This window comes from Massilia cellulosiltytica (genome assembly GCF_047325105.1).
GTDB classification, from domain to species: Bacteria; Pseudomonadota; Gammaproteobacteria; order Burkholderiales; family Burkholderiaceae_D; genus Telluria; species Telluria orientalis.
This window is the reverse complement of the sequence record NZ_CP168562.1, coordinates 1,182,114-1,208,350: the sequence shown is the minus strand read 5'-3', so window position 1 is coordinate 1,208,350 and position 26,237 is coordinate 1,182,114. Positions and strand designations below refer to the sequence as shown.

Sequence of the window (26,237 nt, the reverse complement as noted above, 5' to 3'; positions counted from 1 at the left end):
GCATTCTTTTAATATAAAAAGTTTATGCCGATTGTGTCAAGCAAAACCTAGCAAAAGTCACGACTGCGCGCATCGAGCTTGCCGAGCAGGTGCGACATGTCGACGAGGCGCCTGGCGACGAGGTGACGCACTTCGCCTTCGCGCTGCCACACGCCGTACACGCCCAGCAGCGACGCGTTCAGCACTTCGCGCCGCTGCTGTTCGACGAGCTGCGGCCAGACGATCACGTTGATGTTGCCCGTCTCGTCCTCGATGGTCAGGAACAGCACGCCCTTCGCCGTGCCGGGGCGCTGGCGCACGGTGACGATGCCGCACGCGCGCGCCAACTGGCCGTTCTGGAAATCGTGCAGCACGTCGGCCGGCAGGAAGCGCTGCGCCAGCAGCCGGTCGCGCAGCAGCGCCAGCGGATGGCGGCCCAGCGTGAGGCCCTGCGCGCGGTAGTCGCCGACGATCTCCTCGCCCTCCTGCGGCGCCGGCAGCGCGGGCACGTCCTCGACGGGCGCCGTGGGTTTTAATAAATCCTTGTCCGGCACGGCGCCGGCCGCCTCCCACAAGGCCTGGCGGCGGTGGCCCGCGAGCGGTCCGAGCGCATTGCCGGCCGCGAGCACCTGCAAATCGCCGCGATCGAGTCCCGCGCGGCGCGCGAGGTCGGCGACGTTCGCGAACGGTCGGAGCGCGCGCGCGAGCTCGATGCGCTCCGCCGCTTCCTGTGCCATCCCCCGCAGCATGTGCAGGCCGAGGCGCACGGCGGGCTGGCCGCGTGCATGATCGTCGAGGTCTTCCAGCGTGGATTCCCAGGCGCTGATCGTGATGTCGACGGGACGCACCTCGATGCCGTGCCGGCGCGCGTCCTGCACGAGCTGCGACGGGCTGTAGAAGCCCATCGGTTGGCTGTTCAGCAGCGCGCACAGGAACGCGGCGGGCTCGTGGCACTTGAGCCAGGAACTGGCATACGCGAGCAGCGCGAAGCTGGCCGCGTGCGATTCGGGAAAGCCGTATTCGCCGAAGCCCTGGATCTGGCTGAAGATCTGCTCCGCGAACGACTGGTCGTAGCCTTTCGCGAGCATGCCGCCGACGATGCGCCGGTAGTATTTTTCGAGCCCGCCCTTTCTCTTCCACGCGGCCATCGCGCGGCGCAGCTGGTCCGCTTCGCCCGGGGTAAAACCGGCCGCGAGGATCGCCACCTGCATTACCTGCTCCTGGAAGATCGGCACGCCCAGCGTGCGCTCCAGCGCGACCTTCATGTCCGGGCTCGGATACTTGACCGGTTCCTTCTGCTCGCGCCGCTGCAGGTACGGATGCACCATGCCGCCCTGGATCGGGCCGGGGCGCACGATCGCGACCTGGATCACGAGGTCGTAGAACGTCCTCGGCTTCATCCGCGGCAGCATGCTCATTTGCGCGCGCGATTCGATCTGGAAGACGCCGACCGTATCCGCACGGCGGATCATCGCGTAGGTGGCGGGATCGTCGTGCGGGATGTCCTGCATCTCGAACGTCGTGCCATGGCGCAGGCCGACCAGTTCGAACCCGCGGCGCAGCATCGACAGCATGCCGAGCGCCAGCACGTCGACCTTCATGAGGCCCAGTTCCTCGAGGTCGTCCTTGTCCCACTGGATCACGCTGCGGTCTTCCATCGTCGCGTTCTCGATGGGGACCAGGCGCGACAACTGCCCGCGCGCCATCACGAACCCGCCCGGGTGCTGCGACAGGTGCCGCGGAAAACCGAGCAGGCGCTGCGCCAGCGACGCCCATTGCTGCGACAGCGGCGCGTCCGGATCGAGCCCGCTCTCGGCCAGGCGATTGAGCAGGTCGGCCTTGCTGTCGAACCAGTGGTGCTGCTTGCAGACCTTGTCGACGATGGCGAGGTCCACGCCGAGCGCGCGGCCGCTGTCGCGCAGCGCGCTTTTCGGGCGGTAGCTGATGACGACGGCCGCCAGCGCCGCGCGCGTGCGTCCGTACTTCCGGTAGATGTACTGGATGACTTCCTCGCGGCGCTGGTGCTCGAAGTCGACGTCGATGTCGGGCGGCTCGTTCCGCTCCTTGGAGATGAAGCGCTCGAACAGCAGGTTGCCGCGCGCCGGATCGACTTCCGTGATGCCCAGGCAGTAGCACACGGCGGAATTGGCGGCCGAGCCGCGGCCCTGGCACAGGATCTGTTGCGAGCGCGCATAGCGCACGATGTCGTACACGGTCAGGAAGTAGTGCTCGTAGCGCATCTCGGCGATCAGCGCGAGCTCGTATTCGATCTGCGCCTGGACCTTCGCGGGGATGCCCTCGGTGAAGCGCCGGTGCGCGCCGATCCACGTCTGCTCGCGCAAATAGCTCGCGGCCGTGTGGCCGGCCGGGACCACTTCGTCCGGGTATTCGTAGCGCAGCTCTTCCAGCGAGAACGTGCACAGGCGCGCGATGCGGACCGTCTCGTCCAGCGCCGCGCGCGGATAGATGTTCGCGAGGCGCACGCGCGAGCGCAGGTGCTGCTCCGCGTTCGGCGCCAGCTGGTAGCCGCACTGCGCCACCGGCTTGCCGGCGCGGATGGCCGTCATCGTGTCCTGCAGGGGCTTCCTCGAACGGACGTGCATCGTCACGTGACCGCACGCGACGATGCGCATGCCGTGCTGCCACGCCACTTCCTCGATGGTGGCGCGGTGCGCGTCGTCGAACGCGCGGTGCAGCAGCGTGAGGCCGAGCCACGCGCGGCCGGGGAACGTCTGCGCCAGCCACGCGGCCTGATGGTGCAGGCGGTCGACGTCTTCGGGCATATGGCCGGGGTAGGCGGGCAGCAGGATCGCCAGGCAATCCGGCATGCCGCGCAGGTGCTCGAGGCCTTCGGGCGGCGCGTCGAAATCGGACGGATGCAGCCGGTACGTGCCCTTCTCGCTGCGCGTGCGGCCCAGCGTGATCATCTCCGACAGGTTGCCGTAGCCGTTGCGGTTCTGCGCCAGCAGCAGGAGGGAGAGCGCGCGGCTACCGTCTTCCGGATGCTGCAGATGAAAATGCGCGCCGACGATGAACGGCAGCTTCGCCCGCTTCGCTTCCGCATGCGCGCGCACGACGCCGGCCAGCGAGCACTCGTCCGCCAGCGCCAGCGCCGTGTAGCCCAGCTGCACGGCGCGGTCGACCAGTTCTTCCGCATGCGATGCGCCCTGCAGGAATGAAAAGTTCGACAGGCAAAACAGTTCCGCATACGCCGGTAGCCCTGCCGCCGCGCCGAGGTGGGGATCGTGCGTGGGTGGACTCAGGCGGGTCGGCGGAAGATTTGGCATGGCATTTCAGGCAAAATGGTGTATTATGAAATACTGTATATAAACCCAGTATATCCGACGAACCCGACCTTGCCAAATATGCACATCCATTCTTTGCGCTGCTTCAGTTCCCGTCCAGGTACCGGGAACCCGGCCCTCGTCATCGAGGACAAAGAACAAGACCCGGATGCACGCCAGGCCCTCGCCCGCGCGCGCGACACGACCTGCGTCTTCATCGACGTGGGGAGCGACGGTGCGCTGTCCGTCGATTACTACTATCCGCACAAGCGCAGCCCGCTGTGTCTCCACGCGACGCTGGCTGTGGCGGCCGTGCTGTTCGCGCGCGATCCGCACGCGGGCGCCATCGCCGTACGCACGGCGGTCGAAGGACAACATCTGGAACTGGTGCGGGGCAGCGAGGAATATTTCGTGCGATTGTCCGCGCAGCCGGTGGCGGCGCGGGACGTCGGCGCTGACGTGGCGGCCGAACTGCTGGGCGTACCGGCGGCATCGCTGGCCACGCCGCCGCGCGTGGCGTCGGTCGGCAGTCCCAAGCTGCTCGTGAAGGTGGCGGATACGGACGCTTTATATGGCCTCGCGCCCGACCTCGCACGCATCGCCGCGTGGGGCAAGGAAGCGGGCGTGAACGGCATCTACGCGTGGTGCCGCCGGGACGACGGCACGTTCGAGGGCCGCAACTTCAACCACCTCGACCCGCGGCTGGAAGACAGCGCGACGGGCGTCGCGGCCGGTGCGCTGACGGCGTTGCTCGGCCTCGGCATCCGGCTGCGCCAGGGCCGCGCGACGGGCGGCGATTGCCTGATCCGCACGCGCAAGGAAGGTGCCGCCATCCTCGTCGGCGGCGCGGTCGAAACCATTTGATTCGCAGGCGTTGTACCCCCCAACCCACTCATCAAGGAGACCGAAATGGATAGGAATGTCGTAGGCTGGTTCGAAATCTATGTGGACGACATGAAGCGCGCCCGCGCTTTCTATGAAGCCGTGTTCGAAGCAAAACTGGATAACCTCGCGCCGGAAGGCGACGCCTCCGGCCTGGAGATGTGGGCGTTCACGGGCGACCCGAACGCCGGCGGCGCGGCCGGATCGATCGTCAAGATGGAAGGCTGCAAGGCCGGCGGCAACAGCACGATCGTCTATTTCAGCTGCGCCGATTGCGCCGTCGAAGCGGCGCGCGCCGCCGCGAACGGCGGGCGCATCTTCAAGGACAAGTTCTCGATCGGGCAGTACGGCCACATCGCCCTCGTCGAAGATACCGAGGGCAACATCATCGGATTACACTCGATGAATTGAAGTCAATAAATTAATTCAAGCCTGGGGCGCCATCCAGGCCAGTTCCCAGATATGGCCATCGAGGTCTTCGAACCCGTGGCCATACATGAAGCCGTGATCCTGCGGCGGGCGCGGCGCGCGTCCGCCGGCAGCAACGGCTTTCGCCACCAGCGCATCCACTTCCTCGCGGCTCTCGCAGCTCAGGCAGACGAGGACTTCCGTCGCTTCCTTCGCCTGCACGAGGGGCTTGTCGACGAACGTCTTGAAGAACGGTTCCGTGAGCAGCATCGCGTAGATGCTGCCGTCCGCGATCACCATGCAGGCGCCGCTCTCGTTGGTGAACTGGGGATTGAACGTATAGCCCAGCGCCTCGAAGAACGCCTTGGATTTGTCCAGGTCCTTGACGGCCAGGTTGACGAAGATCTGCTTGTTCATGATGCCTCCTAGTGTTGGGTGAAATGGATGCCACATGCCTACGACGAACGGGGCATCACGAAATCGACAACGTCATCAAAAAAAGAATTGCCGTCGTTCCCTATACGTCATGTAAGACGTTATGATTTCCGAGGACGCTTGGAAAACGGAGTACATGCAGGCTGTGTCGTTCCCGAGGCTTCGAGCCTGTTACGCAGATAAGCCGCATGTACTCCCCTTTATCTGAAGAGTGCGAACAGTATCTGAGGCCTTGAGCCTGTGTTTGTAAGGATGCACGAGATAAAGCCATGCGAAATCTAACATCAGAGGGAAGCGATGAACTTTGTAGGTATTGATATTGCAAAGCGCAAATTCGACGTAGCTTGGTTGTCAGAGGACGGGAAGGTCAAGACCAAGGCGCTCGAGAACACGGAGGCGGGACATGCCGACCTGCTCGGCTGGCTGAAGAAACAGGGCTTAACTGTCGAGAACTGCCATTTGGCGATGGAAGCAACAAGCCAATACTACGAGCCAGTAGCGCTGGCGTTGTTCGACGCGGGTTATACCGTGAGTGTCGTCAACCCATCACAAATCAAGGCGTTTGGACAGGCGATGATGAATCGGCAGAAGACCGATCGCGCCGACGCGACGTTGATCGCACGCTTTTGCCAGACGATGAAGCCACTGGCCTGGCAAGCGCCACCCCGGGAAATCCGGGAACTACAGCGTTTGCTGGCGCGATTGGAAGCCGTGCAGTCGATGCATGTGCAAGAGCAGAATCGGAGTTACGAAGCGCAAGGTATTGCTTTGGAATCCATCGAACGTGTGATTGCGACGCTCAACGATGAAATCAAGCGTTTGCAAAAGAAGATCCGTGACCATATCGACCACCATCCTGGCTTACGCGAGCAGGACGAGCTGCTGCAGAGCATTCCCGGTATCGGCAGCGGTGTAAGCAGCTACGCAATCGCGTGGCTTCGTGGCGAGCGTTTTGACGATGTACGCCAAGCTGTCGCGTTTGTCGGGCTATCGCCGCGGCATCACGAATCTGGCGACTCCGTACAAGCCAAAAGTCGCCTTAGCAAACTTGGGCACGGCAGGCTACGCAAGATCCTGTACTGGCCTGCCATGGCAGCGATCCGCTACAACGCTGCTGCTGCAGCGCTATCGGCACGCATGGTTGCGGCTGGCAAGAACAAGAAAGTGGCCATCATTGCCGTCATGCGCAAGCTGGTGCACTGGATGATTGGTGTACTCAAATCTGGCAAGTCCTTCGATGTGAATTTGGCGCTTGCCAAGGCTTGAGGAGCACAGTATCTGCGAAGGCGGGAACCCAATTTGCATGAGCTGCCGCGACGCAGGCAGAACTTGGATCCCCGCCTGCGCGGGGATGACGGTGTTTTTAGGTTGCCTGATTTATTTCGCCAGGAAGCTGCTCAGCTTCGCCAGGTCGATATTGCCGCCGCTGACGAGAATCCCGACCTTCTTGCCGCGCAGTTCATCCCGCATGCGCCGCGCCGCCGCGAACCCGAGGCAGCCGGTCGGCTCCACGACGATCTTCATGCGCTCGGCGAAGAAGCGCATGCATTGCACCAGTTCATCGTCGGTGGCCGTCAGGATGTCGTCGACATCGCGCCGGATGATCGGGAACGTGATATTGCCCAGGTGCTGGGTCTGGGCGCCGTCGGCGATGGTCTGCGGGGTGTCGATGTGCACGATCGCGCCGCTGCGGAACGATTGCTGGCCGTCGTTGCCCGCTTCGGGCTCCACGCCGTACAGGCGGCATGACGGCGACAAGGCGCGCGCGGCCAGCGCGGAGCCGGACAGCAGCCCGCCGCCGCCCAGGCACACGAAGAACGCGTCCAGCGGCCCGACTTCCTCGAACAACTCCTTCGCGGCCGTACCCTGCCCCGCGATGACGTCCGGATGGTCGTACGGCGGGATCAAGGTGAGGCCGTGCTTCTGCGCGAGGTCGCGGCCGATCTGTTCGCGGTCTTCCGTGTAGCGGTCGTACATGACGACGTTGCCGCCGTAGCCGCGCGTGGCGGCGACCTTGGCGGCGGGGGCGTCCTGCGGCATCACGATCGTGGCGGGGATGCCGAGCAGCTTCGCGGACAGCGCGATGGCCTGCGCATGGTTCCCCGACGAGAACGCGACGACGCCGGCGCGGCGCTGCTCCGGCGAGAACTTCATCAGCGCGTTGTAGGCGCCGCGGAACTTGAAGGCGCCCATGCGCTGCATGTTCTCGCACTTGAAAAAGACCTGGGCGCCGAAGGCCTCGTCGACGGTACGCGACGTCAGCACCGGGGTACGGTTGGCGGCGCCGGCGATGCGGGAGGCCGCCTGGACGACGTCATCGTAGGTAGGGAGCGAAGGTGTGCTCATCCAGTTTTCCTTTTGGGTTGGTCGATGGGTGGCAGCATTCTAATCCTTCCTTGTTGTACTTATGAGACGTTCAATGGTTGCCTTCATGGAAATTCATTAATATGCAATTTTTCCCTGGAGCCCACCCCTTGAAACTTACAACGATCCGCCAGTCCGTCCTGCTGGGCCTGTACGGCAGCGCGGCACTGGCTTTCGCGCCGGCCGCCTTGGCACAAAATGCCACCGCGCCTGCCGCTTCCGACGCCAATATCCAGAGCGTCAACATCGTCGGCTCGCGCCGCGTCGGCAACACGTCGTCCACCGATACCCCGGTGCCCGTCGACTACATCCCGCTGACGAAGGCCGCCGAGCAGAGCGGTCAGTTCGACCTGGCCCAGACCCTGGCCAACATCTCGCCGTCGTTCAACTCGACGCGCCAGACCGGTGCCGACGGCGCCGACCTGGTCGACTCCGCCGCGCTGCGCGGCCTCGGCTCCGACCAGACCCTCGTGCTCGTGAACGGCAAGCGCCGCCACACGACGGCCCTCGTGAACCTGTTCGGCGCGCGCAACCGCGGCAACACGGGCACGGACATGAACGCGATCCCCGTCCTCGCCATCAAGAGCGTGCAGGTGCTGCGCGACGGCGCCGCCGCCCAATACGGCTCGGACGCCATCGCCGGCGTCATCAACGTGGAACTGCGCAAGGACCTGGGCTGCGAAGCGGTTGCCGGTTTCGGCGAATATTCGAAGCACGACGGCAAGAACTGGCTCGCGTCGGCCTACTGCGGCGTGGCCGTGGCGGACGGCGTGCTGGGCATCACCGGCGAATACTACGACCGCGGCCGCTCCAACCGCTCCGACCCGGGCAGCCTGCGCATCATCGGCGACACCAAGTCGAAGAACGAGACCGTCTACCTGAACGGCGAATTCCCGGTCGGCCCGGGCAAACTGTACGTGACGGCCGGCGCGCAGACGCGCGACGCGTCGTCGGCGGCATGGGCACGCGGCGGCATCGGTTCCGACGACATCCCGTCGCGCAACTCGGCCGCCATGTACCCCGGCGGCTTCGTTCCGTTCATCAATGGCGACATCGACGACCGCTACGGCATCATCGGCTACCGCACCCGCATCGGCGACTGGGCCAGCGATTTCTCGCAGACCTATGGCTACAACCGCATGCGCTACGACATCGCGCACACGCTCAACGCGTCGATCGCGAACCTGGACCTGATCAACGGCGGCAAGGGCATCAGCCCGTCGCAGTTCGACGCCGGCGGCTTCTCGTTCCGCCAGCTGACGACCAACGCCGACTTCAGCCGCTTCTACGACGACATCCTCGGCGGCCTGAACGCCGCGTTCGGCTTTGAGTACCGCAAGGAGAATTACCAGATCTTCGCGGGCGAGCCGGGCTCGTACAACGATGTCGACGGCCTGGGCTTCGGCGGCAATGCCGGCAGCCAGGGCTTCCCGGGCTTCCAGCCGGGCGACGCCGCCAACCGCGATCGTCACAGCAGCGCCGCCTACCTCGACTTCGAGGCCGACATCGCCCCGCGCACCAAGCTGCAGGCCGCCGTGCGCCACGAGCGCTACTCCGACTTCGGTTCGACGACGACCGGCAAGGTGGCCGGCGCCTTCAAGGCCACGGACGACCTGCTACTGCGCGCCTCGGCCAGCACGGGCTTCCGCGCTCCGTCGCTGCAGCAGGTGTACTTCTCGTCGACCTTCACCGACTTCGTCGCCGGCGTGCCGATGGACGTCGTGCTCGCGCCGAACGGCGGCAAGGTCGCCAACGCGGCCGGCATCCCGAAGCTGCATGAAGAAAAATCGAAGAGCTACACGCTGGGCGCGACGTGGACGCCGACGAAAGCCATCTCCGTCACGGCCGACCTGTACCACATCCAGATCGACAACCGCATCGTGCTGTCGGGCCGCTTCGACGCCGACAACTACCCGGCCCTGGGCGCCATCCTGCAGAACCTGGGCGTGGGCCAGGCGCAGTTCTTCGTGAATTCCGTCGACACGCGCACGCGCGGCCTGGACCTGACCGCGTCGCACCGCACGAACCTGGGCGCCGGCAAGCTGGCCACGTATCTCGCCATGAACTTCAGCAAGACCGAAGTGACGGGCGTGCACGCCCCGGCCGCGCTGGCCGGCTACGAGGACGTGCTGCTGTCCGAACGCGAGCGCCTGTTCATCGAACAGGGCGGCCCGCGCCGCAAGGCCACGCTGGACTTCGACTACACGCTGGGCCAGCTGGAATCGGACTTCCGCATCATCCACTACGGTCCGCAGACGCTGGGCACGTTCTCCGGTCCGCCGGTGCCGAACCAGTATTACAAGGCCAAGACGTCGGCCGACCTCGCGTTCACCTGGTCGTTCACCGAGAAGACCAAGCTGACCGTTGGCGGCACCAATATCTTCAACGTGCATCCGACCCAGCAGAATCCGGATGAGACGGATAATGGCTTCAAGTATGAGAGTGTGCAGTTCGGCCTGAACGGCGCGGCATACTTCGCGCGTCTGTCGCACAAGTTCTAAAACTTACGCGCACCTGAAATACCGTCGTCCCCGTCTTCGCGGGGACGACGTTTACAACGACGATTCCACAGCGAACTGAACGCATCTCCCAAGCATCGTCGCGTAACACACACGAAACGAAAAATCGAGTCCGTCCAACCTGTGTTATGTTTCATCGCTGATGCATAACCAGATTGTCGACGGATCGATATGAGCTTCCCCAACGAAACCATAGTTCCCGACAAGGTGACTGTCGGCCCGCCAGGCCCGCCCCTGCTGTCGCTCGTCGTGCCGTTCTACAACGAGCAGGAGATGATCCCGCATTTCTTCAGCGGCGTGATCCCGGAACTCGAACGCATTCCGAACATCCGCTTCGAGATCCTGTGCGTGAACGACGGCAGCCGCGACCGCACGCTCGACTCCCTCATCGCCTACGCCCACGCGGATGCGCGCGTGCGCGTCGTCGACCTCACGCGCAATTTCGGCAAGGAGGCGGCGCTGACGGCTGCCATCTTCGAAGCACGCGGCGACCTCATCGTCCCGTTCGATGCTGATTTGCAAGACCCGCCCGAGGTCATCGGCAAGCTGGTCGAGAAATGGCGTGAAGGCTATGACGTCGTTCTGGCCAAGCGGGCCGACCGCGAGTCCGATTCGCCGCTGAAGAAATGGACCGCGCAATTTTTCTACCGCATCCACAACGACATGGCCGACCTGCCGATCCCGGAAAACGTCGGCGACTTCCGCCTGTTCACCCGTAACGTGGCCAACGCCTTGAAGATGCTGCCGGAATCGTGCCGCTTCATGAAGGGCCTGTTCGCATGGGTCGGCTTCAAGACGGCCATCGTCGAATACAAGCGTGCGCCGCGCGCGGCGGGGAAGACCAAGTTTTCCGGCTGGAAGCTGTGGAATTTTGCGCTGGAAGGCATCACCAGCTTTTCGACCTTGCCGCTGCGCATCTGGACTTACCTGGGCGTCTCCGTGGCAATCTTCGCGCTGACGCGCGCGTTCTGGCTCGTCATCCGCACGATGCTGTACGGCGTCGACGTGCCCGGCTATGCGTCACTGGCGACCGCGATCCTGCTGCTCGGCGGCATCCAGCTGATCGGCATCGGCGTGCTCGGCGAATACGTGGGCCGCATCTACCTGGAGTCGAAAGGACGGCCCGTGTACCTCGTGCGCAAGCGCTACGAAAAGGCGATGGCCCATGCCTGAACGCGGCGGCGTGGCCCGCTTCCTGATGTACGCCGCAGTGGGCGCCGCCGGGACAGCCGGACATTATGCCTTCCTGGTCACGGCCGTCTCGCTGGGCGTGCTGGCGCCCGTGCCGGCGTCCGTCATCGGCGCCCTGGTCGGGGCCGTCATCAATTTCGTGCTGAATGCGGTCGTTACCTTCCGCGGACACGCACACTCGCACCTGGCCTGGCGCACGGCCGCGCGCTTCTTCGCGACGGCCGGCGTCGCCGCCGTCCTCAACGGCGCCGCGATGGCCGTGCTCGTGAACGGCGCGCGCCTCGACTATCGCCTGGCCCAGGTCCTCGTGACGGGCACGCTGCTGTGCGTCACCTATGTCGTGAACTCGCTATGGACATTTCAAGCCAGCAAAGCCCGCTGACGCCCCTGCCGACCGCCGCACCACGGGGGCGCGACGTACCGCAGGCCCGCTTCTGGACATTGGCCCTGCTCGCGACAGGCCTCGCCCTGCTGCTGCGCCTGCCGACCCTGGCCGGCCGCTCGCTATGGCTGGACGAGACGTACAGCGCGTGGTTCGCCGCCGTCCCGCTGCGCGAACTGTGGACGAGCGTGCCGCTGTACGAGACGCATCCCCCGTTCTACTACACCCTGCTCAAGGGCTGGACCGCGCTGTTCGGCACGCACGAGGCTGCGCTGCGCAGCCTGTCCGTCCTCGCCAGCGTGCTGACCGTGTTCGCGCTCCCCGCCGGCGCGCGCTGGGCGCGGCTCGGCGCGAAGGCGGAACGCGTCGCGCTGCTCGCCGCCCTGTTCCTTGCCGTGAACGCGGCCAGCATCCAGTATGCGCAACAGGCCAGGCCGTACGCAATCCAGGCGCTGGCCGGGTCGCTGGCCGTGTTCTTTGCCGGCATGCTGGTACTGTCCTTCGTGCGACCAGATCCCCGCCGGTGGTACTGGATGACCGGCCTTGCCGTCAGCACCGGCCTGACGATGTGGCTGCACAACACGGGCGTGTTTGCCGCGCTGGGGATGTGGACGGGGATGACGATCGCGCTGCTGGCAGGCACGCCCGGCCCGCGCCGCCCGCAGATCCTGGCCGTGGCTGCGGCCGGCATCGGCGCACTGCTCGTGTGGTCGCCGTTCGTGCCGATGCTGATCAAGCAGAACGCGGCGATGGCGCACCTGGCGTACTGGATCCGTTTTACGCCGCGTAACGTCACCGCGGCGTGGACCGTCATCAGCGGCGGACAGGTGCTGCACTACCCCGTCGCGCTGCTCGTGCTGCTGGGCTTTGTGTGGTTGTGGCAGCGGGCGCGCGCCCATTTCTGGCTGCTCGCGTGCGTGCTCGTGCTGCCGATCCTCGCGCTCGCCGGCTACAGCTATGTTGTGAAGCCGGTGTTCCTGTCGCGATTGTTCCTGTGGCTCGGGCCGTTGGGGATGGCGTTGACGGCGCTGGGCGTCGCCCGGCTGCCGTCGCGCTGGCGGCTGCCCGCCGTCGCCGTCGTGCTGGCGCTGTCGGCCCATGCGGTGCTTGGCTTTTATCGCTCGCGCACGGAAGACTGGCGCGGGATGCTGGCGCAGGTGGCGCGCGACAGCCGGCCGGGCGACGTCGTGCTCGCGTTCCCGAACGAAGTGCAGATGCCCGTCACCTATTACATGAAGTCGGGACCGGCCGTCGCCTATCTGCCGGGCCCCTTCCCCGCGCTGCACCTGCCGCGCACGTACACGGGCAACTCCGGCGCGCCGAACATCGCGCCCGAGGACGTCGCACGGATCCGGGCGCTGACGGCCGGGCATCCGCGCGTGTGGCTGATCGAGCGGCTCGCGAAGCTGTACGATCCGGACGGGATCGTGATGAAGGAACTCGCCAATCGCTACCGGCTGGTGCAGACCATCGAAGGCAACGGGGCGAACATCCGGCTGTACGAAGCCGCTGACGGAACACTTAGGCCGGGAAGGTAACGGTCGCTTCGAGTCCGCCCAGGCGCTTCGATTCGCCCAGCGCCAGCGTCGCCCCATGCCGCTCCGCGATCGACTTGATGATGGCGAGACCGAGCCCGCTGCCCTTCGCGTCGCTGCCCGGCACGCGATAAAAGCGGTCGAACACGCGCTCGCGTTCCGCCGGCGGGATGCCCGGGCCGCTGTCTTCCACGGTCACGGTCACGCCGCGGTGTTCCGCCACCACCGACACATCGACCGTGCCGCCCTCCGGCGTGTACTTGATCGCATTGTCGATGAGGTTGCGCAGCAGGATCATCAACGCGTCCGGCTGCCCTTCCACTGCGGCGCTGTCCGCGCGCGGCAGGCCGAGGTCGATCTGCTTCGCGGCCGCGACGCTGGCCAGTTCCGCGACGGCCCGCCTGGCCGCGCCGGCGATGTCGACCGGCTGGCGCGGCGCGCCGCCCGCGACGCTCGCTTCCTGGCGCGCCAGCACGAGCAGCTGCTCGACCAGTCGCGTCGCGCGTTCGATGCCGGCCGTCAGGCGGGAGACGGCGACGCGTTTCGCGTCCGGGCTGTCCGACCGCTCCAGGCTCTGCACCTGCAGCTTCAGGGCGGCGAGCGGCGTGCGCAGCTCGTGCGCGGCGTCGGCGACGAAATGCTGCTGGGCGTCGAACGCCGTGCGCACGCGGCCGAACAGCAAATTCAATTCCTGCACGAGCGGGCGCACCTCGTCCGGCAGGCCCGCCTCGGACACGGGCGACAGATCGTCCGCCTGGCGCGACGCCACCTGCTTGCGCACGCGCGCGACGGGTTCCAGCGAGCCGCTGACGACCCACCACACGACCAGCATCAGGATCGGCATCATGACGGCGATCGGCCCCAGCGTGCGCAGCGCGAGATTACTGGCCATGCTGCGCCGCACGGCGAGATCCTGCGCGACCTGCACGGTCTGGTTATCGGTCTGGATCGAGAAGATGCGGTACGTGGTGCCGTTCGCGCGCACGTTGGAAAAGCCCAGCACGGCGCGCTGCGGCAGGTGCGCGTGCGACGCGCTGCGGAACACGCGCACGCCGTCCGGCGACCACACCTGCACGACGAGGTCGTCGTTGCCGCTGATCGGGGTGTCGGCGTCGGCGGTCTCGGTGCTCGTCAGCGGCACGCGCGAACGCAGCGACAGCGCCATCTGCTGCATGTGGTAGTCGAAGATCTGGTCGGCGTCGTTGAGGGCCGTGCGATACGCGATGGACGCCTGCGCGACGGCCGCGATGGTGATCGCCGCCAGCAGGAACCACAGCAATCGCCCGCGCAGGGAATGCGTGACCCGGACTTTCATAAGGATGCCTTCACACCTTCGGGACCATGTAGCCCACGCCGCGCACGTTCTGGATCAAGTCGCTGCCCAGCTTCTTGCGCAGGCCGTGGATATAGACCTCGACCGCATTGCTGGACACTTCGTCGCGCCAGCTGTACAGCTTTTCCTCGAGCTGGGCGCGCGACAGCACGGCGCCGGGACGCGCGACGAGCGCTTCCAGCACGGCCCATTCGCGCGCCGACAGCACGACCGGCTGGCCGTCGACCAGCACTTCGCGCGTGGCGGGATTCACGGCGATGTTCTTGTACTCGAAAATGGGTTCGGCGCGCCCGGCGGCACGCCGCAGCAGCGCGCGGATGCGCGCCAGCAGTTCGTCGAGATCGTAGGGTTTGAGGACGTAGTCGTCCGCGCCGGCATCGAGCCCGGCGATACGCTGGGAGACGGCGTCGCGCGCCGTGGCGACCAGCACCGGCGTGCGGTCCTTGCGGGCGCGCATCGCACGCAAGACCTCGAGCCCGTCCTTGCGGGGCAGGCCCAGGTCGAGCACGACGAGGTCGTAGTTCTGGTTCTGCATGAGGGCCGTGTCGGCCATCTCGCCATCCTTGACCCAGTCGACGGCGTAGTGCTCGGCCCTCAGCAGGTCGAGCACTACTTCGCCGATCATCGTATCGTCTTCCACCAGCAGCAGCCGCATCCAATCCCCCGATTCTTTGAAACCAGTGCCGATATCAGACGTTACGATCCATCAGCTGATCGGCACCGGGATGAAGATCTTCTCATCCCCGCGCTGAACCAGCAAGGCCACCGACTTGGCGGACTTCTTCACCACGTCGCGCACCTGGGCCACCGACGCCACCGGCTTGCCGTTCACGGCCAGCACGACGTCACCCGGCTGCACCCCGGCCACGGCTGCCGCGCCGCCCGCATCCTCGACCACGAGACCTGCCGCGACGCCGACCTGGCTGCGCTCGGCGGGATCCAGCGGACGCAGGGCCAGGCCCAGCTTGGCGCCGCCGTCGATGCCGGCGAGGTTGTCGCGGCTGGCCGGATCCGCCTTGGCGCTGGCCAGCGTCGCGGTCACCTGCATCTCCTTGCCTTCGCGCCAGACGTCCATCGCCAGCCTGTCGCCCGGCTTGGCGATCGCCACGATGGCCGACAGGTCGCCGCCCGAGATCAGGGCCTGGCCGTTGACCTTGCGGATCACGTCGCCCGCCTTGAGGCCGGCCTTCTCGGCCGCGCTGCCGCGCTCCACGTTCGCCACGAGCGCGCCGTCCGGCGACTGCAGCTTGAACGCGTCGGCGAAGCTCTGGCCGACGTCCTGCAGGCTGACGCCCAGCTTCGCGTGCTGCACCTTGCCGGTCGCGACGATCTGGTCCTTGATGCGCACGGCGACGTCGATCGGGATCGCGAACGACAGGCCCTGGTAGCCGCCCGTCTGGCTGAAGATCTGCGAGTTGATGCCGACGACCTCGCCGCGCGTGTTGAACAGCGGGCCGCCCGAGTTACCCGGGTTGACCGCGACGTCCGTCTGGATGAACTGCACGCCGTTGTTGTCGATGGTGCGGCCTTTCGCGCTCACGACGCCGGCCGTCACGGTCGACTCCAGGCCGAACGGCGAACCGATCGCCAGCACCCATTCGCCGACCTGCAGGTTGCGCGTGTTCCCGAGCGGGACGACGGGCAGGTTTTTCGCATCGATCTTCAGCACGGCGACGTCGGTGCGCGGGTCGGAGCCGAGGACTTTCGCGCGGTATTCGCGGCGGTCCTGCATCTTGACCGTGACTTCGTCGGCATCGCGCACCACGTGCGCATTCGTCAGGATGACGCCGTCCGGGCTGACGATGAAGCCCGATCCGGCGCCGTAAACGAGTTCCCCGCGCCCGTTGCCGCCGCGCGGTTGCTGCGGCTGGAAGCGGCGGAAGAATTCGAAGAACGGATCGTCCTCGTCGAACTGCGGCATCTGGCGCTGCGACACCTTGGTCGTACCGACGACGCGGATGTTCACGACGGCCGGGCCGTTGTGCGAGACGATCTTGGTAAAGTCCGGCAGGGCCACGCTGGCAGGATTGCCGGCCACGGGTGCCGGCGTGGCCGCCACGGGAGCCGGGGTGACGGCGGGGTTGGGTGTGCCAGTGGCGGCCGCTGCGGCGGCGGCCAAGGCGTTATTGTGTTCGACTGCGATCGCGCCGACCGCGCCGCCAATGACACCGGCCGCGCACAGGGCCAGCGTGAGACGTTTTGCGGTGATGGCAGTAACGTTACCGTGGTTAGACATCGACGTGCTCCCAGATTGGAAAAAGTGGTTCTGAAAACTGCTCTTTTCGTAGGGAGTATATTGGCGCAGCAGTCTTAGACGTCCCTTAAGCTGGAGAGCGCCTGCGTTTCGCCGTTTTCGCGAGCGAAGCGCGCAGGCTCACGCTGACGGGGAAGGTGCGCGTGACGGGGCGGTTGAAGCCGTAGCACAGGTTGAGCAGCTCGGCGATGCCGTTCCTGGTCATCTCGCGCCAGGGGATGTGCACGGACGTCAGGCGCGGCGCCGAATACGCGGCGGCGGGCGCGTCGTCGTAGCCGATCACGGACACGTCCTGCGGCACGCGGATGCCCGCTTCGTGGAAGTACGACAGCGCGCCGAGCGCCATCTCGTCGTTGGCGCAGAACAGCGCGGTGAACGGCTGCCCGGACGCCACCAGCTCCATCGCGGCGGCACGTCCCTCGGCCGAGGAAAAGTCGCGTTGCGAGATCCAGATGTCGTCCATGGCGATGCCCGCCCCGGCCAGTTCGTCCATGAAGCCGGCGATGCGGTCGACGTTGTCGGCGGCGGTGCCCGGTCCGGCGATGACGGCGATGTCGCGGTGCGCATGATCGAGCAGCGCCCGCGCCGCCAGCCGGCCGCCGAGCTTGTGGTCGACCGTGAAGCACTGGCCGGGCATGCCGTCGAAGCTGTCGTTCAGGGCCACCACGCGCGCGCGCTTGGGCCCCAGCGCGGCGAGGTCCTCCTCGGTGAGCGGTGACGTGAAGAGGACGACGCCGTCGCACCCGCGCTCGATGAGGAAGTTGACGCCGTCGATGGCCTGGCGCCGCTCGTCCTCGCGGCTGACGCCGAACGCCACCATCATGTGCATGCCGGCGCCGCGCAGTTCCGTATCGATGATCTGCAGGATCGACGTGTAGAAGGTGCCGGACAACAGGGGGATGTACACGCCGATCATGCGCGACGTGCCGTAGAGGAGTGAGCGCGCCGCGTGCGACGGCCGGTAGCCGAGTGCGGCGATGGCCTTCTGCACGCGTTCCATCTTGGCCTGCGACACCGATCCCTTGCCGCGCACGACGCGCGATGCGGTGCCCAGGCCGACTCCGGCCATGCGGGCCACGTCCTTGATGGTTGACACTTGTCTCCCCGGTTGGTCTGGTTTTTGGGCCCAAGCATACTGCAAGCCGGGGCATTTATCCACGTTTGCCGTCGACTCTCCCCGGTCGTCGCGATGCGGCGCGCGCGCGGCGGCACGACGCGGCTGGCGTGGGCCAGCCCGGCTGGACGAGCGGGTTACCGAATTGCCGCGAACACAGCCAAGAAAAAAGGCGCCGAAGCGCCTTTTATTCGAGGGAGACGACGCGATTACGCGGCGTGCTGTTGCTGGCCCGGTTGTTCCAGCACTTGCACGTTGTCGGTGTTGCCGTTGGCATCGGCGATCGCGATCTTGCGCGGCTTGAATGCTTCGGGCACTTCGCGCACCAGTTCGATGGTCAGGATGCCGTTGTCGAAGCCGGCGCTGACGACCTTCACGTGGTTGGCCAGCTGGAAGCGCTGTTCGAAATCGCGCTGGGCGATACCGCGGTGCAGGAAGGTGCGCTGCACGTCATCCTTCTGCTTGCGGCCGGTCACGAGCAGGGTGTCGCGTTCGGAAGTGATCTCGATTTCGCTGCGGGTGAAACCGGCGAGCGCCATCACGATGCGGTATTTGTCTTCCGACACCAGTTCGATGTTGTACGGCGGGTAGCTCGGCGCGCTTTCGGCGCGTTGCTCGAGCAGGTTCACCAGGCGGTCGAAGCCGATTGCGGAACGATACAGGGGGGACAGGTCAAAAGTACGCATGATTCGATATCCTCTAAAAAGTACAAGCGATAAGTTGACGGACCTCATCGTGAGCATCCGTTGGAACCAATCTAATGCCCACCTCGCCCCTTTTCAAGTCGTACAAAATATCTTTTTTAAGACCTGTTTTAAAATTTTATTTGGAACGCTGCCGGACGGAATCTGGACCCATTGCACAGTGCTACACTCGGCCGTTTATGTCTCTCCGCCAGGGTTTCAATCAATGACCGCTTCCAAGTTTGCTTCGTCCGTGTCAGCCGCCGCGCTCGCGCTGGCGCTGGCCTTCCCGGCACATGCCGACGTGCCTGTTCCCGTCGACCAGCCCTACCCCGGCACCATCGTGCTGAACGTCGACGCGACCGATCTGTCGCAGCAGGTCTTCCGCATGCACATGACGATTCCCGTGAAGCCCGGCCCGCTCACCCTGCTGTATCCGCAATGGCTGCCCGCGAACCACGGCCCGAACGGCCCGATCACGCAGCTGGCGGGCCTGAAGTTCACGGCGCACGGCAAGCCGGTCGAATGGAAGCGCGACCCGGTACAGGTATACGCGTTCCACCTGACCGTCCCCGTGGGCGCGACGAGCCTGGAGGCCGAATACCAGTACCTGTCGCCGCTGGAGCCGGGCCAGGGCCGCATCACGATGACGGACGATATCCTCGGCGTGCAATGGATCTCGACGACCCTGTACCCGGCCGGCTACGTCGCGCGCGGCATCAACGTGCAGGCGAACCTGAAGCTGCCCGCGGGCTGGCAGTACGCCACCGCGCTGGAGACTGACAATCGCGCCGGCGACGACGTGCATTTCAAGTCGAGCGACCTGGAGACGCTGATGGATTCGCCGCTGTTCGCGGGCCGCTACAGCAAGCGCTTCGACCTCGACCCGGGCGGCAAGGTACCCGTCCGCCTGAACGTGTTCGCCGACAGCCCGGAAAGCCTGGAGGCGAAGCCCGAGCAGATCGCGGCGCACCGCGCGCTCGTGCAACAAGCGTATAAACTGTATGGTTCGTATCACTACGACCACTACGATTTCCTGTTCGCGCTATCCGACGAATTCGGCGGCATCGGCCGCGAGCACCACCAGTCCAGCGAGAACGGCGTCAAGCCGGGCTATTTCACCGACTGGGCCAAGAGCGAGACCGGACGCGACCTGCTCCCGCATGAATACACGCACTCGTGGAACGGCAAGTTCCGCCGCCCGGCCGGCCAGAACGTCCCCAACTTCAACACCCCGATGGACAACGAGCTGCTGTGGGTGTACGAGGGCCAGACGCAGTACTGGGGCAGCGTGCTGGCCGCGCGTTCCGGCCTCGTCTCGGCCGCCGGCGCGCGCGACGCGCTGGCCGCGAGCGCCGCGCGCTACGACAGCGTCGCGGGCCGCGCATGGCGCGCCGTGCAGGACACGGTCTACGACCCGATCCTCAACGCGCGCCGCGGCCTGGGCTGGCCGAACTGGCAGCGCAGCGAGGATTACTACGTCGAGGGCATGCTGATCTGGCTGGACGTCGACACGCGCATCCGCGAACTGTCGGGCGACAAGCGCTCGCTGGACGATTTCGCGCGCGCCTTCTACAGCGTGAACAACGGCAGCCACCTGCCCGCGTTCTACACGTTCGACGACGTCGTCGCGACGCTCAATCAAGTCCAGCCGTACGACTGGGCGCCTTTCCTGCGCGCGAAGCTGGACGGCCACGGCCCGGGCGCCCCGCTGGACGGCCTCGCCCGCGCCGGCTGGAAGCTGGTCTACACGGACACGCCGACGGACTACCTCAAGGGCGTGGACGACCGCAACAAGGTGCTGGACCTGACGTACTCGCTCGGCTTCACGGTCACGCAGGACGGCGCCGTGCGCAACGTCGTGTGGGACGGCCCGGCTTTCCGCGCGGGCCTGGCCGCCAACACGACCGTCATGGCCGTGGGCGACCGCGTCTACAAGCCGGAACTGTTGAAGGCCGCGATCAAGGATGCGAAGGACGGCAAACCCATTCGTCTGCTCGTCAGGAAGGGCAACGTGCTGCGCACGATCTCGCTCGACTACCGCGGCGGCCTGCGCTACCCGCGCCTGGAACGTATCGAGGGCACGAAGGACCGTTTGACGACGATCTTCTCGGCCCTGAAGTAGGTCATCAAACTGTCATATTTGCCCCGTAAGCTGGACCTGCCGACAACAACAAACAGGGGGGCAACATGAAATGGATCCAGGAACTGCGCGCCGCACGGCTGCGGCGCACCTCGCCCTGGCAGGCCGCACTTGCGGACCTGCCGGCGGGACTGGAGAGTCAATGGCGCGCGAGCGCCCCACGCGAATACGAAGGCATCCGGACGGATGCCTTTTTTTATACCCGTGCGGCGGAAGGCCTGCTGCGCTTCTTCGACGCGGTCCGGCACAGCGGCCGGTCCTGCGCGCTACCGTCGGAGGCGGCGGACTCCGTATGGCACGCGTGGCTGCGCTGGAATCCCGCCTCGCTGGAGCGCTTCTGCCTGCGTCATTTCGGCGTGGTCGTGCCGCACGTCGAACGGGCGGCGCTCGCCGGGAACGCCCTGCTGCACACGTTCGCGGCCTGCCGTGAACGCGACGGCATCCAACCGCGCAGCATGCGCCTGCCCGCGCTGTTCGGCCTGGACGCGCAACTCCGCATGCCGGGCGGGCGCGGTTACTGGAGCCGCGCCGGCGAGATCGTCCACGCGCGCCTGAACGAACGTGGGCGCGGCATGTGGCGCGCGCGGCCGCATCCGGAACTGGCGCTGACGGTGCTGGTTGCGGCGGGCGTCGTCGACCGGCACCTGCTGGCCGCCCACCTGGGCCGGCGTGAAGCCACCGCCGACGGGGGTTCCTGCGGCGGCATGGCCTTCGCGGACGGTGGCGACGCCTGCGCCGATGGTGGCGGCGGCGGCGACGGCGGCGGCGACGGCGGCGGGTGCGGCAGCAGTTGCGGGGGCGGGTGCGGCGGGGACTGAGGGGTTACACCGTCGTTCCCGCGCAAGCGGGAATCCATGCTGAACAACCGAATCCGTATCTTGGCGACATACCGGTGTGCTTGATAGGTCGACTTTGAGGCCTCAGAATGGGTTCCCGCCTTCGCGGGAACGACGGCATCGCTTTCAGCGGATGATCTCCGCCAGCTCTTCCGCCACCTGGCGCCCCAGCAGATGGATGTGCCAGCCGTCGACGAACCCGTGATGCGCCTGCACGGAGAACGGCAGCTGCAGGCCGTCCGGCCCGTCGCGGAAACGGCCCCACGCGAACGACGGGATGTCCGGCGCGGCGATGGACGCCATCGGATGCTGGATCGAGGTGAAATCGAGCCACGGCATGCAGGTGACGAACACCTGGTCCTTCGCGTCGCGCGGCGACATCGTGCGGTATTTGACGTTCAGCTCCGTCATGGTCGACGCCTCTTCCCGCGCCGCCATGCCGCGCGCGACGAATTCGCGCACGTCGTCGGACCAGTCGAACTGCGCGAAATTCAGGTCGCCGTGCTGGTTCATCACGGTGAACGACGGCACCAGGCGGTCGATGCGGATGACCTCACCATCCACGATGCGGTAGCGGAAGTTCTCCACCTTCAGCACCGCGCGCAGCACGGCGCACAGCATCACGTGGAACGGCGCCAGGCCCTGCGCTTTGCACCACGGCCGGAAATCGGGCACGTCGAGCGTGAAGCACAGGTTGACCGCCGGGCTTTCCATGCGGTCGAAAAAATCGAAGCGGTCGCGCCGCCGTTCGAACCCGATCATGCGCCGCTCCCGTCGAGATAGCGCGCGCTCCACGCCGAGATGACGCCGGCCACGTACGCGGCATCCTCGCGCCGCGTGATCAGGTGGTCCATGCCGTCGAGCGAGATGAAACTCTTCGGATGCTGCGCCAGCTCGAAGATGCGGGTGGCGTTGTCCATGCTGACGGTGTCGTCCTGGGGCGCGTGCATCACGAGCAGCGCGCGGCCGAGGGTCGCGATCTTCTCATGCAGCCGGTGTCGGCCGGCGTCCTCGACGAAGTGCTGGCGGATGTTGAAATCGCGCCCGGCCAGTTTTACCCGTGCCTCGCCCAGTTGCGCGATCGTGTCGAGGTGCTCGCCCAGCAGCGTGTTCACGACGTAGTGCGGATCGCTGGGCGCCGCGATCGTCACGATGGCCTTCGCTTCCGGCACGCGCTGGGCCGCCGCCAGCACGGCCGCGCCGCCCAGGCTGTGGCCGATCAGGAGCTGCGGCGCCGCGAATTTCGCGCGCATGGTGTCGGCGGCCGCGACGAGGTCTTCGACGTTGGACGAAAAATTGGTGTCGGCAAAATCGCCGTGGCTGGCCCCGAGGCCGGCGAAGTCGAAGCGCAGCACGGCCACGCCCAGGCTCGCGAGGCCGCGCGAGATGAAGGTGGCGGCCAGCACGTCCTTGCTGCAGGTGAAGCAGTGGGCAAAGATGCCGTAGGCGCGCGGCGTGCCGGTGGGGGCGTCCAGCTTGGCGGAGAGCTTGCCGTGGGGGCCGGGAAAGTCGATACGTTCGGTGAGCATGATGGTTCCGTGTTCGTTGCAGTGGGCATTGTGGAACAAGCCGGCAATCTTTGCTTGAAATCGCGTTCCGCGGGTGGAAATGCGTGAGCTTTCGGGTCCGCGAAGGCGTTATGCTGGAGGCTTACCTGAAGGAGAACCCACATGCGCCTCATCATCGCCCTGGTCCTGCCCTGGCTGACCTTTTTCACCATCGGCCGCCCTATCGCCGGCATCATCTGCCTGATCCTGCAAATCACGCTGATCGGCTGGCTGCCGGCCACCATCTGGGCCGTGTATGCGCTCAGCCAGTTCAAGACCGACCAGAAGATCGAGCGGGCGCTGCGACAGCGGGCATGAACGTACCGGGGCGCCTCCTGCCGTTGCTGGTGCTGCTGACCGCCTGCGGGCAGCCCCTGGCGCCGCAGGCACCGTTGGTGCCCGCCTTGGCAACAGGCTCGGATGCGTACCGCACGGCTGCGGCGTCCGGCACTGCCGTCTACGCAATCGACCCGGGCGCCTCGCTGGTGGCCGTGACGGTACGCCGCGGCGGCCTGATGGCGCGGCTCGGGCATGACCACGTCGTGGCCAGCCACACCTTGACCGGCCATGCCGCGCCCGGCATGGGCCGTGCCGACATCTCGTTCCGCCTCGACCAGTTGACCGTCGACGAACCGCAACTGCTGCGCGATGCCGGCATCGGCACGTCGCCGTCGCCGGAAGCGGTCGAAGGCACGCGCAGGAACATGCTCGGTCCGGTGCTCGACGCCGAGCACTATCCGGTGGTGACGCTGCATGCCGAACTGCCGGCGGACGGCCGGCTGCGCGTGGACGTCACGCTGCACGGCACGACGCGCCGGCTGGAACTGCCGGCCGCGGTGCAGGTCGACGCGGCCCAGGTGACCGCAAGCGGCGCGGCGCGCCTGAAGCAGACCGATTTCGGCATCACGCCATTCGCCGTGGGCGCCGGGCTGCTGGCGGTGCAGGACGAGCTGGAGGTGCGCTTTCACATCGTCGCGCGGCGTTTGACCGAACGCTAGCAGATGGCCATTCGTCGTCTTCGGGTGGGAATGCGTGAGCTTTCGCACCCGCAAAATTGTTATCCTGCGCGCTCCGTTCATTGTGAAATCACGAGCATCCATGCAGAAATACATTACGATCCTCGCGCTTCTTGGCGCCACCGCGACGCTGGCCGGTTGTGGCAGCAAGACCGACGCGAACGAAAAAAACTTCGGCGCCGCGCTGAACCAGTATTTCGACAAGAAAGGCCAGCTGTGCCTCGACAGCCGGAAATGGCCGGTCGATGTCTCCGACATGGATCGGCGTCTCCAGGGCACTTCGCGCGTCGGCGTCGCCAACCGCATGGCCGCACTGGAAGCCGCTGGCCTCGTGAGAGGCGAGGATGCGGAAATCGAGGGGACGGGCTGGGACAGCAAGCCGAACGGCGTCAAGTTCAAAGTCAAACGTTATGTCCTGACGGATGCCGCGAAGCCCTTCGTGCAGGAAAAAGACGTGAGATCCATCGGCCTGGACGGCGTGAAGACCATCAGGCAACCGGATCTTTGCTGGGGCAGGAAGGCAGTCGACAAAGTCGTGAAATGGGAAGGTCCGATGAAGCTCGGCGATTATCAGGAAGCCGGCGTCACCTACACCTACAAGATCGAAAACACTGCCGATTGGGCCCGCAAGCCCGACGTACAAGCTGCTTTCCCGTTCATCAAAACCGTCCTCGACGGCGCGGGCAAGGAAGAAGCCAGGCATGGCGTGAAGCTGACCAGCGTGGGATGGGAAGCGAAAGGGCTGGATTGAATTGAAAGCAATGCGCAGTCTTTACCTTGGCAGGATGGTGGTCGTGGGCGGTCTGGCCGCGGGATGTGCATCCACGCCGAACAGCGACTTCAAGAGCCTGCCTTCATCGGGCTCATCCTATGCGTGCGAGGCAAAGCAGGTGCCGGGAACCACGGCCGTCGGGGAAGGCGTATTCGGCTGCCACTTCCGTTTGCACCATCCCGAATCCCATCGAGTGCTTGCCGACACGTCGTACAGCCTGCATCTGTATGCCGCGCCCGAACGCCCCGGCGAGAAGCGCGAGCCGGTTCTTTCCTTTGAGGGCATCACCGATGCCGAGGGCCGTTCGGTTTACGTGCGCGCTGCCTTTCCCATCACGCCTGACCGCTTGTATTTCGTAGAGAAGATCGGTAACGGCCCCTACAAGCGTTCGCCGCGCCTCGTGCGCGCAACCGACGACTCGGCGATACCGGGGATGCACTACAAGGTGACATGGTGCGGCGCGCCGTATGTCGGTGTAAGTGACGAACGGGGGAATGGCGCGGAATTCCGTAGCGCAGATCCGGGCTGCAAAATCAACGTCCAGTTCTACATGCTTGCGTCGGAACTGAAAAAATGACGTTCCACCGCTCACGCCGATGAAAAGCGCCATCGGCGTGCTGCTCTGGTCGGCCGGGCACGTCGTCAACGTGCTGGCCCTGCTGGCGGCCGGCATGTACGTCCTGTTCTGCGTCGCCTGGCTGCACGCGCCGCTGCTGGACGTCCTGCGCGTGACCGCCACGATGGCGCTGCCGGTCCTCGGGCTGGCCTGGTTGATCCGCCGGGGCGGCCGGCGCCTGTGGAAACCTGCGCCCTCGCCCTCGCCCGTCAGGCGCGGATTGCTGGCCGTGGCCGGCGTCGCCGTGGTCATCGCCTGCGGCTCGCTCGTCCGCACCGGCGTACGGGACTACCAGTGCAGCGTCGACCGGTCCCGGCACGCGGCCGGCACGCGACAGGATGGTGTCGAGCACGTGTGCGCGATCGATCTCGATCGTTACGACATCGGGTTCCAGTCGCTCGCGAGGGCCACCCGCAAGCTGGCGTTCCCGCCGGTCGACCTGGCGCGCACGCCGTTCGCGCAGTTCGAGAGCCTGGGCGGCCGGGCCGAATATGTCAACGACATCCCCTCGCGCCTGTACCGCGGCTTCCGCATGCCGGACGGACACCAGGTCACCCTGTTCGAACACGACATGTCCGCCGACGGCAGCCGCAGCTGGCGCGATCCGAAAGACGAGCCGGAACGCATCAATGGCCTGCCGGCCAGGCTCGTCATCCTGGAAACCTCGTCAGGCAAGGCGGTCTCGGTGCTGTCCTGGTTCGAAGGGCGGCGCGGCTATCAGTTGTGGGTCGATGCCAACGTCGTGCGCGTTCCCTTGCGCGACCGGTTGTTCGCGCTGGCCGCATCGCTGCCGCGCGCCATCCCGGCCTGCCCCAACGAGCCGCCGCGTCCACCGCTGCGCTTCGATGCGGACGGCAATCCTGTCGACGAGCCGATGCCCCAGGTACTGACGCAGGCGCAAATGAATGCAATCGTGGACGGGAGCAAGCGGCCCTGCAAATGAG

The 26,237-nt window shown here is 66.0% G+C and carries 24 protein-coding genes; 14 read left to right on the top strand and 10 right to left on the bottom strand.

Annotated features, from left to right (window positions below; all coding sequences use genetic code 11):
• Window positions 1–47 precede the first annotated feature (47 nt).
• Window positions 48–3,266, bottom strand: a complete 3,219-nt coding sequence (locus tag ACEN9H_RS05370; RefSeq protein WP_413674019.1) for an error-prone DNA polymerase — start codon at window positions 3,264–3,266, stop codon at window positions 48–50.
• 78 nt (window positions 3,267–3,344) lie between these two features.
• Between ACEN9H_RS05370 and ACEN9H_RS05365 the strand changes: the two genes are divergently transcribed.
• Both ACEN9H_RS05365 and ACEN9H_RS05360 read left to right on the top strand, forming a co-directional pair.
• On the top strand, window positions 3,345–4,127 hold the full coding sequence (locus ACEN9H_RS05365) for a PhzF family phenazine biosynthesis protein (protein WP_413674018.1): 783 nt from the start codon (window positions 3,345–3,347) through the stop codon (window positions 4,125–4,127).
• Window positions 4,128–4,172: 45 nt separating this feature from the next.
• Window positions 4,173–4,556, top strand: coding sequence for a VOC family protein (locus ACEN9H_RS05360; protein WP_413674017.1), 384 nt, complete (start codon window positions 4,173–4,175; stop codon window positions 4,554–4,556).
• A 15-nt stretch (window positions 4,557–4,571) separates the two neighbouring features.
• Here ACEN9H_RS05360 and ACEN9H_RS05355 read toward each other — a convergent pair whose 3' ends face one another.
• Complete coding sequence (locus tag ACEN9H_RS05355; RefSeq protein ID WP_176936259.1) at window positions 4,572–4,970, bottom strand: VOC family protein; 399 nt, start codon at window positions 4,968–4,970, stop codon at window positions 4,572–4,574.
• A gap of 315 nt (window positions 4,971–5,285) precedes the next feature.
• Here ACEN9H_RS05355 and ACEN9H_RS05350 point away from each other — a divergent pair, with 315 nt between their 5' ends.
• Window positions 5,286–6,254 carry an IS110 family transposase gene (locus ACEN9H_RS05350; RefSeq protein ID WP_413673197.1) on the top strand — a complete coding sequence of 323 codons (969 nt, stop codon included), beginning with the start codon at window positions 5,286–5,288 and terminating at the stop codon, window positions 6,252–6,254.
• A gap of 111 nt (window positions 6,255–6,365) precedes the next feature.
• On the opposite strand, the gene ACEN9H_RS05345 is transcribed toward ACEN9H_RS05350, so the two are convergent.
• The gene (locus tag ACEN9H_RS05345; protein ID WP_413674016.1) at window positions 6,366–7,334 is read right to left on the bottom strand and encodes a threo-3-hydroxy-L-aspartate ammonia-lyase; all 969 of its coding nucleotides are present in this window, start codon (window positions 7,332–7,334) and stop codon (window positions 6,366–6,368) included.
• Window positions 7,335–7,462: 128 nt separating this feature from the next.
• Here ACEN9H_RS05345 and ACEN9H_RS05340 point away from each other — a divergent pair, with 128 nt between their 5' ends.
• The 4 genes from ACEN9H_RS05340 to ACEN9H_RS05325 all read left to right on the top strand — a co-directional run bounded on the left by ACEN9H_RS05340 (window position 7,463) and on the right by ACEN9H_RS05325 (window position 12,982).
• Complete coding sequence (locus ACEN9H_RS05340) at window positions 7,463–9,853, top strand: TonB-dependent receptor plug domain-containing protein (protein WP_413674015.1); 2,391 nt, start codon at window positions 7,463–7,465, stop codon at window positions 9,851–9,853.
• Between the two features lie 189 nt (window positions 9,854–10,042).
• Window positions 10,043–11,044, top strand: coding sequence for a glycosyltransferase family 2 protein (locus tag ACEN9H_RS05335; protein ID WP_413674014.1), 1,002 nt, complete (start codon window positions 10,043–10,045; stop codon window positions 11,042–11,044).
• Window positions 11,037–11,444 (top strand): GtrA family protein, encoded by a 408-nt coding sequence (locus tag ACEN9H_RS05330; protein WP_413674013.1) that lies wholly within the window; start codon window positions 11,037–11,039, stop codon window positions 11,442–11,444. The genes ACEN9H_RS05335 and ACEN9H_RS05330 overlap by 8 nt, the downstream gene beginning before the upstream one ends.
• Window positions 11,414–12,982 carry a hypothetical protein gene (locus ACEN9H_RS05325; protein ID WP_413674012.1) on the top strand — a complete coding sequence of 523 codons (1,569 nt, stop codon included), beginning with the start codon at window positions 11,414–11,416 and terminating at the stop codon, window positions 12,980–12,982. Before ACEN9H_RS05330 ends, ACEN9H_RS05325 begins: the two co-directional genes overlap by 31 nt.
• Here the strand turns inward: ACEN9H_RS05325 and ACEN9H_RS05320 are convergent.
• From ACEN9H_RS05320 to ACEN9H_RS05300, 5 genes are all read right to left on the bottom strand, one after another.
• A complete protein-coding gene (locus tag ACEN9H_RS05320; protein WP_413674011.1) occupies window positions 12,966–14,294 on the bottom strand; it encodes an ATP-binding protein in 1,329 nt (442 codons plus the stop codon). The genes ACEN9H_RS05325 and ACEN9H_RS05320 overlap by 17 nt on opposite strands.
• A gap of 10 nt (window positions 14,295–14,304) precedes the next feature.
• Window positions 14,305–14,967, bottom strand: coding sequence for a response regulator (locus tag ACEN9H_RS05315; protein ID WP_056136559.1), 663 nt, complete (start codon window positions 14,965–14,967; stop codon window positions 14,305–14,307).
• Between the two features lie 51 nt (window positions 14,968–15,018).
• Window positions 15,019–16,548, bottom strand: a complete 1,530-nt coding sequence (locus tag ACEN9H_RS05310) for a Do family serine endopeptidase (protein WP_371767655.1) — start codon at window positions 16,546–16,548, stop codon at window positions 15,019–15,021.
• An 85-nt stretch (window positions 16,549–16,633) separates the two neighbouring features.
• Complete coding sequence (locus ACEN9H_RS05305; protein WP_413674010.1) at window positions 16,634–17,662, bottom strand: LacI family DNA-binding transcriptional regulator; 1,029 nt, start codon at window positions 17,660–17,662, stop codon at window positions 16,634–16,636.
• A 227-nt stretch (window positions 17,663–17,889) separates the two neighbouring features.
• Window positions 17,890–18,366: an Hsp20 family protein gene (locus ACEN9H_RS05300; RefSeq protein WP_056136553.1), complete on the bottom strand. Its 477-nt coding sequence runs from the start codon at window positions 18,364–18,366 to the stop codon at window positions 17,890–17,892.
• 223 nt (window positions 18,367–18,589) lie between these two features.
• Here ACEN9H_RS05300 and ACEN9H_RS05295 point away from each other — a divergent pair, with 223 nt between their 5' ends.
• Both ACEN9H_RS05295 and ACEN9H_RS05290 read left to right on the top strand, forming a co-directional pair.
• Window positions 18,590–20,488, top strand: coding sequence for a M61 family metallopeptidase (locus tag ACEN9H_RS05295; RefSeq protein ID WP_413674009.1), 1,899 nt, complete (start codon window positions 18,590–18,592; stop codon window positions 20,486–20,488).
• A 65-nt stretch (window positions 20,489–20,553) separates the two neighbouring features.
• Window positions 20,554–21,324 (top strand): hypothetical protein, encoded by a 771-nt coding sequence (locus ACEN9H_RS05290; RefSeq protein ID WP_413674008.1) that lies wholly within the window; start codon window positions 20,554–20,556, stop codon window positions 21,322–21,324.
• Window positions 21,325–21,468: 144 nt separating this feature from the next.
• Here ACEN9H_RS05290 and ACEN9H_RS05285 read toward each other — a convergent pair whose 3' ends face one another.
• Both ACEN9H_RS05285 and ACEN9H_RS05280 read right to left on the bottom strand, forming a co-directional pair.
• Window positions 21,469–22,104: a CatA-like O-acetyltransferase gene (locus ACEN9H_RS05285; protein WP_413674007.1), complete on the bottom strand. Its 636-nt coding sequence runs from the start codon at window positions 22,102–22,104 to the stop codon at window positions 21,469–21,471.
• Complete coding sequence (locus tag ACEN9H_RS05280; protein WP_056136546.1) at window positions 22,101–22,871, bottom strand: alpha/beta hydrolase family protein; 771 nt, start codon at window positions 22,869–22,871, stop codon at window positions 22,101–22,103. The genes ACEN9H_RS05285 and ACEN9H_RS05280 overlap by 4 nt, the downstream gene beginning before the upstream one ends.
• Window positions 22,872–23,012: 141 nt before the next feature.
• Between ACEN9H_RS05280 and ACEN9H_RS05275 the strand changes: the two genes are divergently transcribed.
• From ACEN9H_RS05275 to ACEN9H_RS05255, 5 genes are all read left to right on the top strand, one after another.
• Window positions 23,013–23,207: a YqaE/Pmp3 family membrane protein gene (locus tag ACEN9H_RS05275; protein WP_056136544.1), complete on the top strand. Its 195-nt coding sequence runs from the start codon at window positions 23,013–23,015 to the stop codon at window positions 23,205–23,207.
• A complete protein-coding gene (locus tag ACEN9H_RS05270; RefSeq protein WP_413674006.1) occupies window positions 23,204–23,887 on the top strand; it encodes a YceI family protein in 684 nt (227 codons plus the stop codon). Before ACEN9H_RS05275 ends, ACEN9H_RS05270 begins: the two co-directional genes overlap by 4 nt.
• Before the next feature lie 100 nt (window positions 23,888–23,987).
• Window positions 23,988–24,656 carry a hypothetical protein gene (locus ACEN9H_RS05265; RefSeq protein WP_413674005.1) on the top strand — a complete coding sequence of 223 codons (669 nt, stop codon included), beginning with the start codon at window positions 23,988–23,990 and terminating at the stop codon, window positions 24,654–24,656.
• A gap of 43 nt (window positions 24,657–24,699) precedes the next feature.
• Window positions 24,700–25,254 carry a hypothetical protein gene (locus tag ACEN9H_RS05260; protein ID WP_413674004.1) on the top strand — a complete coding sequence of 185 codons (555 nt, stop codon included), beginning with the start codon at window positions 24,700–24,702 and terminating at the stop codon, window positions 25,252–25,254.
• Window positions 25,255–25,273: 19 nt separating this feature from the next.
• A complete protein-coding gene (locus tag ACEN9H_RS05255) occupies window positions 25,274–26,236 on the top strand; it encodes a hypothetical protein (RefSeq protein ID WP_413674003.1) in 963 nt (320 codons plus the stop codon).
• Window position 26,237 lies beyond the last annotated feature (1 nt).

What these genes read in the sequence shown, in the direction of transcription:
- ACEN9H_RS05370 (WP_413674019.1), bottom strand. Translation starts at nt 3,266, where the DNA reads ATGCCAAATCTTCCGCCGACCCGCCTGAGTCCACCCACGCACGATCCC.
- ACEN9H_RS05365 (WP_413674018.1), top strand. Translation starts at nt 3,345, where the DNA reads ATGCACATCCATTCTTTGCGCTGCTTCAGTTCCCGTCCAGGTACCGGG.
- ACEN9H_RS05360 (WP_413674017.1), top strand. Translation starts at nt 4,173, where the DNA reads ATGGATAGGAATGTCGTAGGCTGGTTCGAAATCTATGTGGACGACATG.
- ACEN9H_RS05355 (WP_176936259.1), bottom strand. Translation starts at nt 4,970, where the DNA reads ATGAACAAGCAGATCTTCGTCAACCTGGCCGTCAAGGACCTGGACAAA.
- ACEN9H_RS05350 (WP_413673197.1), top strand. Translation starts at nt 5,286, where the DNA reads ATGAACTTTGTAGGTATTGATATTGCAAAGCGCAAATTCGACGTAGCT.
- ACEN9H_RS05345 (WP_413674016.1), bottom strand. Translation starts at nt 7,334, where the DNA reads ATGAGCACACCTTCGCTCCCTACCTACGATGACGTCGTCCAGGCGGCC.
- ACEN9H_RS05335 (WP_413674014.1), top strand. Translation starts at nt 10,043, where the DNA reads ATGAGCTTCCCCAACGAAACCATAGTTCCCGACAAGGTGACTGTCGGC.
- ACEN9H_RS05330 (WP_413674013.1), top strand. Translation starts at nt 11,037, where the DNA reads ATGCCTGAACGCGGCGGCGTGGCCCGCTTCCTGATGTACGCCGCAGTG.
- ACEN9H_RS05325 (WP_413674012.1), top strand. Translation starts at nt 11,414, where the DNA reads ATGGACATTTCAAGCCAGCAAAGCCCGCTGACGCCCCTGCCGACCGCC.
- ACEN9H_RS05320 (WP_413674011.1), bottom strand. Translation starts at nt 14,294, where the DNA reads ATGAAAGTCCGGGTCACGCATTCCCTGCGCGGGCGATTGCTGTGGTTC.
- ACEN9H_RS05315 (WP_056136559.1), bottom strand. Translation starts at nt 14,967, where the DNA reads ATGCGGCTGCTGCTGGTGGAAGACGATACGATGATCGGCGAAGTAGTG.
- ACEN9H_RS05310 (WP_371767655.1), bottom strand. Translation starts at nt 16,548, where the DNA reads ATGTCTAACCACGGTAACGTTACTGCCATCACCGCAAAACGTCTCACG.
- ACEN9H_RS05300 (WP_056136553.1), bottom strand. Translation starts at nt 18,366, where the DNA reads ATGCGTACTTTTGACCTGTCCCCCCTGTATCGTTCCGCAATCGGCTTC.
- ACEN9H_RS05295 (WP_413674009.1), top strand. Translation starts at nt 18,590, where the DNA reads ATGACCGCTTCCAAGTTTGCTTCGTCCGTGTCAGCCGCCGCGCTCGCG.
- ACEN9H_RS05290 (WP_413674008.1), top strand. Translation starts at nt 20,554, where the DNA reads ATGAAATGGATCCAGGAACTGCGCGCCGCACGGCTGCGGCGCACCTCG.
- ACEN9H_RS05285 (WP_413674007.1), bottom strand. Translation starts at nt 22,104, where the DNA reads ATGATCGGGTTCGAACGGCGGCGCGACCGCTTCGATTTTTTCGACCGC.
- ACEN9H_RS05280 (WP_056136546.1), bottom strand. Translation starts at nt 22,871, where the DNA reads ATGCTCACCGAACGTATCGACTTTCCCGGCCCCCACGGCAAGCTCTCC.
- ACEN9H_RS05275 (WP_056136544.1), top strand. Translation starts at nt 23,013, where the DNA reads ATGCGCCTCATCATCGCCCTGGTCCTGCCCTGGCTGACCTTTTTCACC.
- ACEN9H_RS05270 (WP_413674006.1), top strand. Translation starts at nt 23,204, where the DNA reads ATGAACGTACCGGGGCGCCTCCTGCCGTTGCTGGTGCTGCTGACCGCC.
- ACEN9H_RS05265 (WP_413674005.1), top strand. Translation starts at nt 23,988, where the DNA reads ATGCAGAAATACATTACGATCCTCGCGCTTCTTGGCGCCACCGCGACG.
- ACEN9H_RS05255 (WP_413674003.1), top strand. Translation starts at nt 25,274, where the DNA reads ATGAAAAGCGCCATCGGCGTGCTGCTCTGGTCGGCCGGGCACGTCGTC.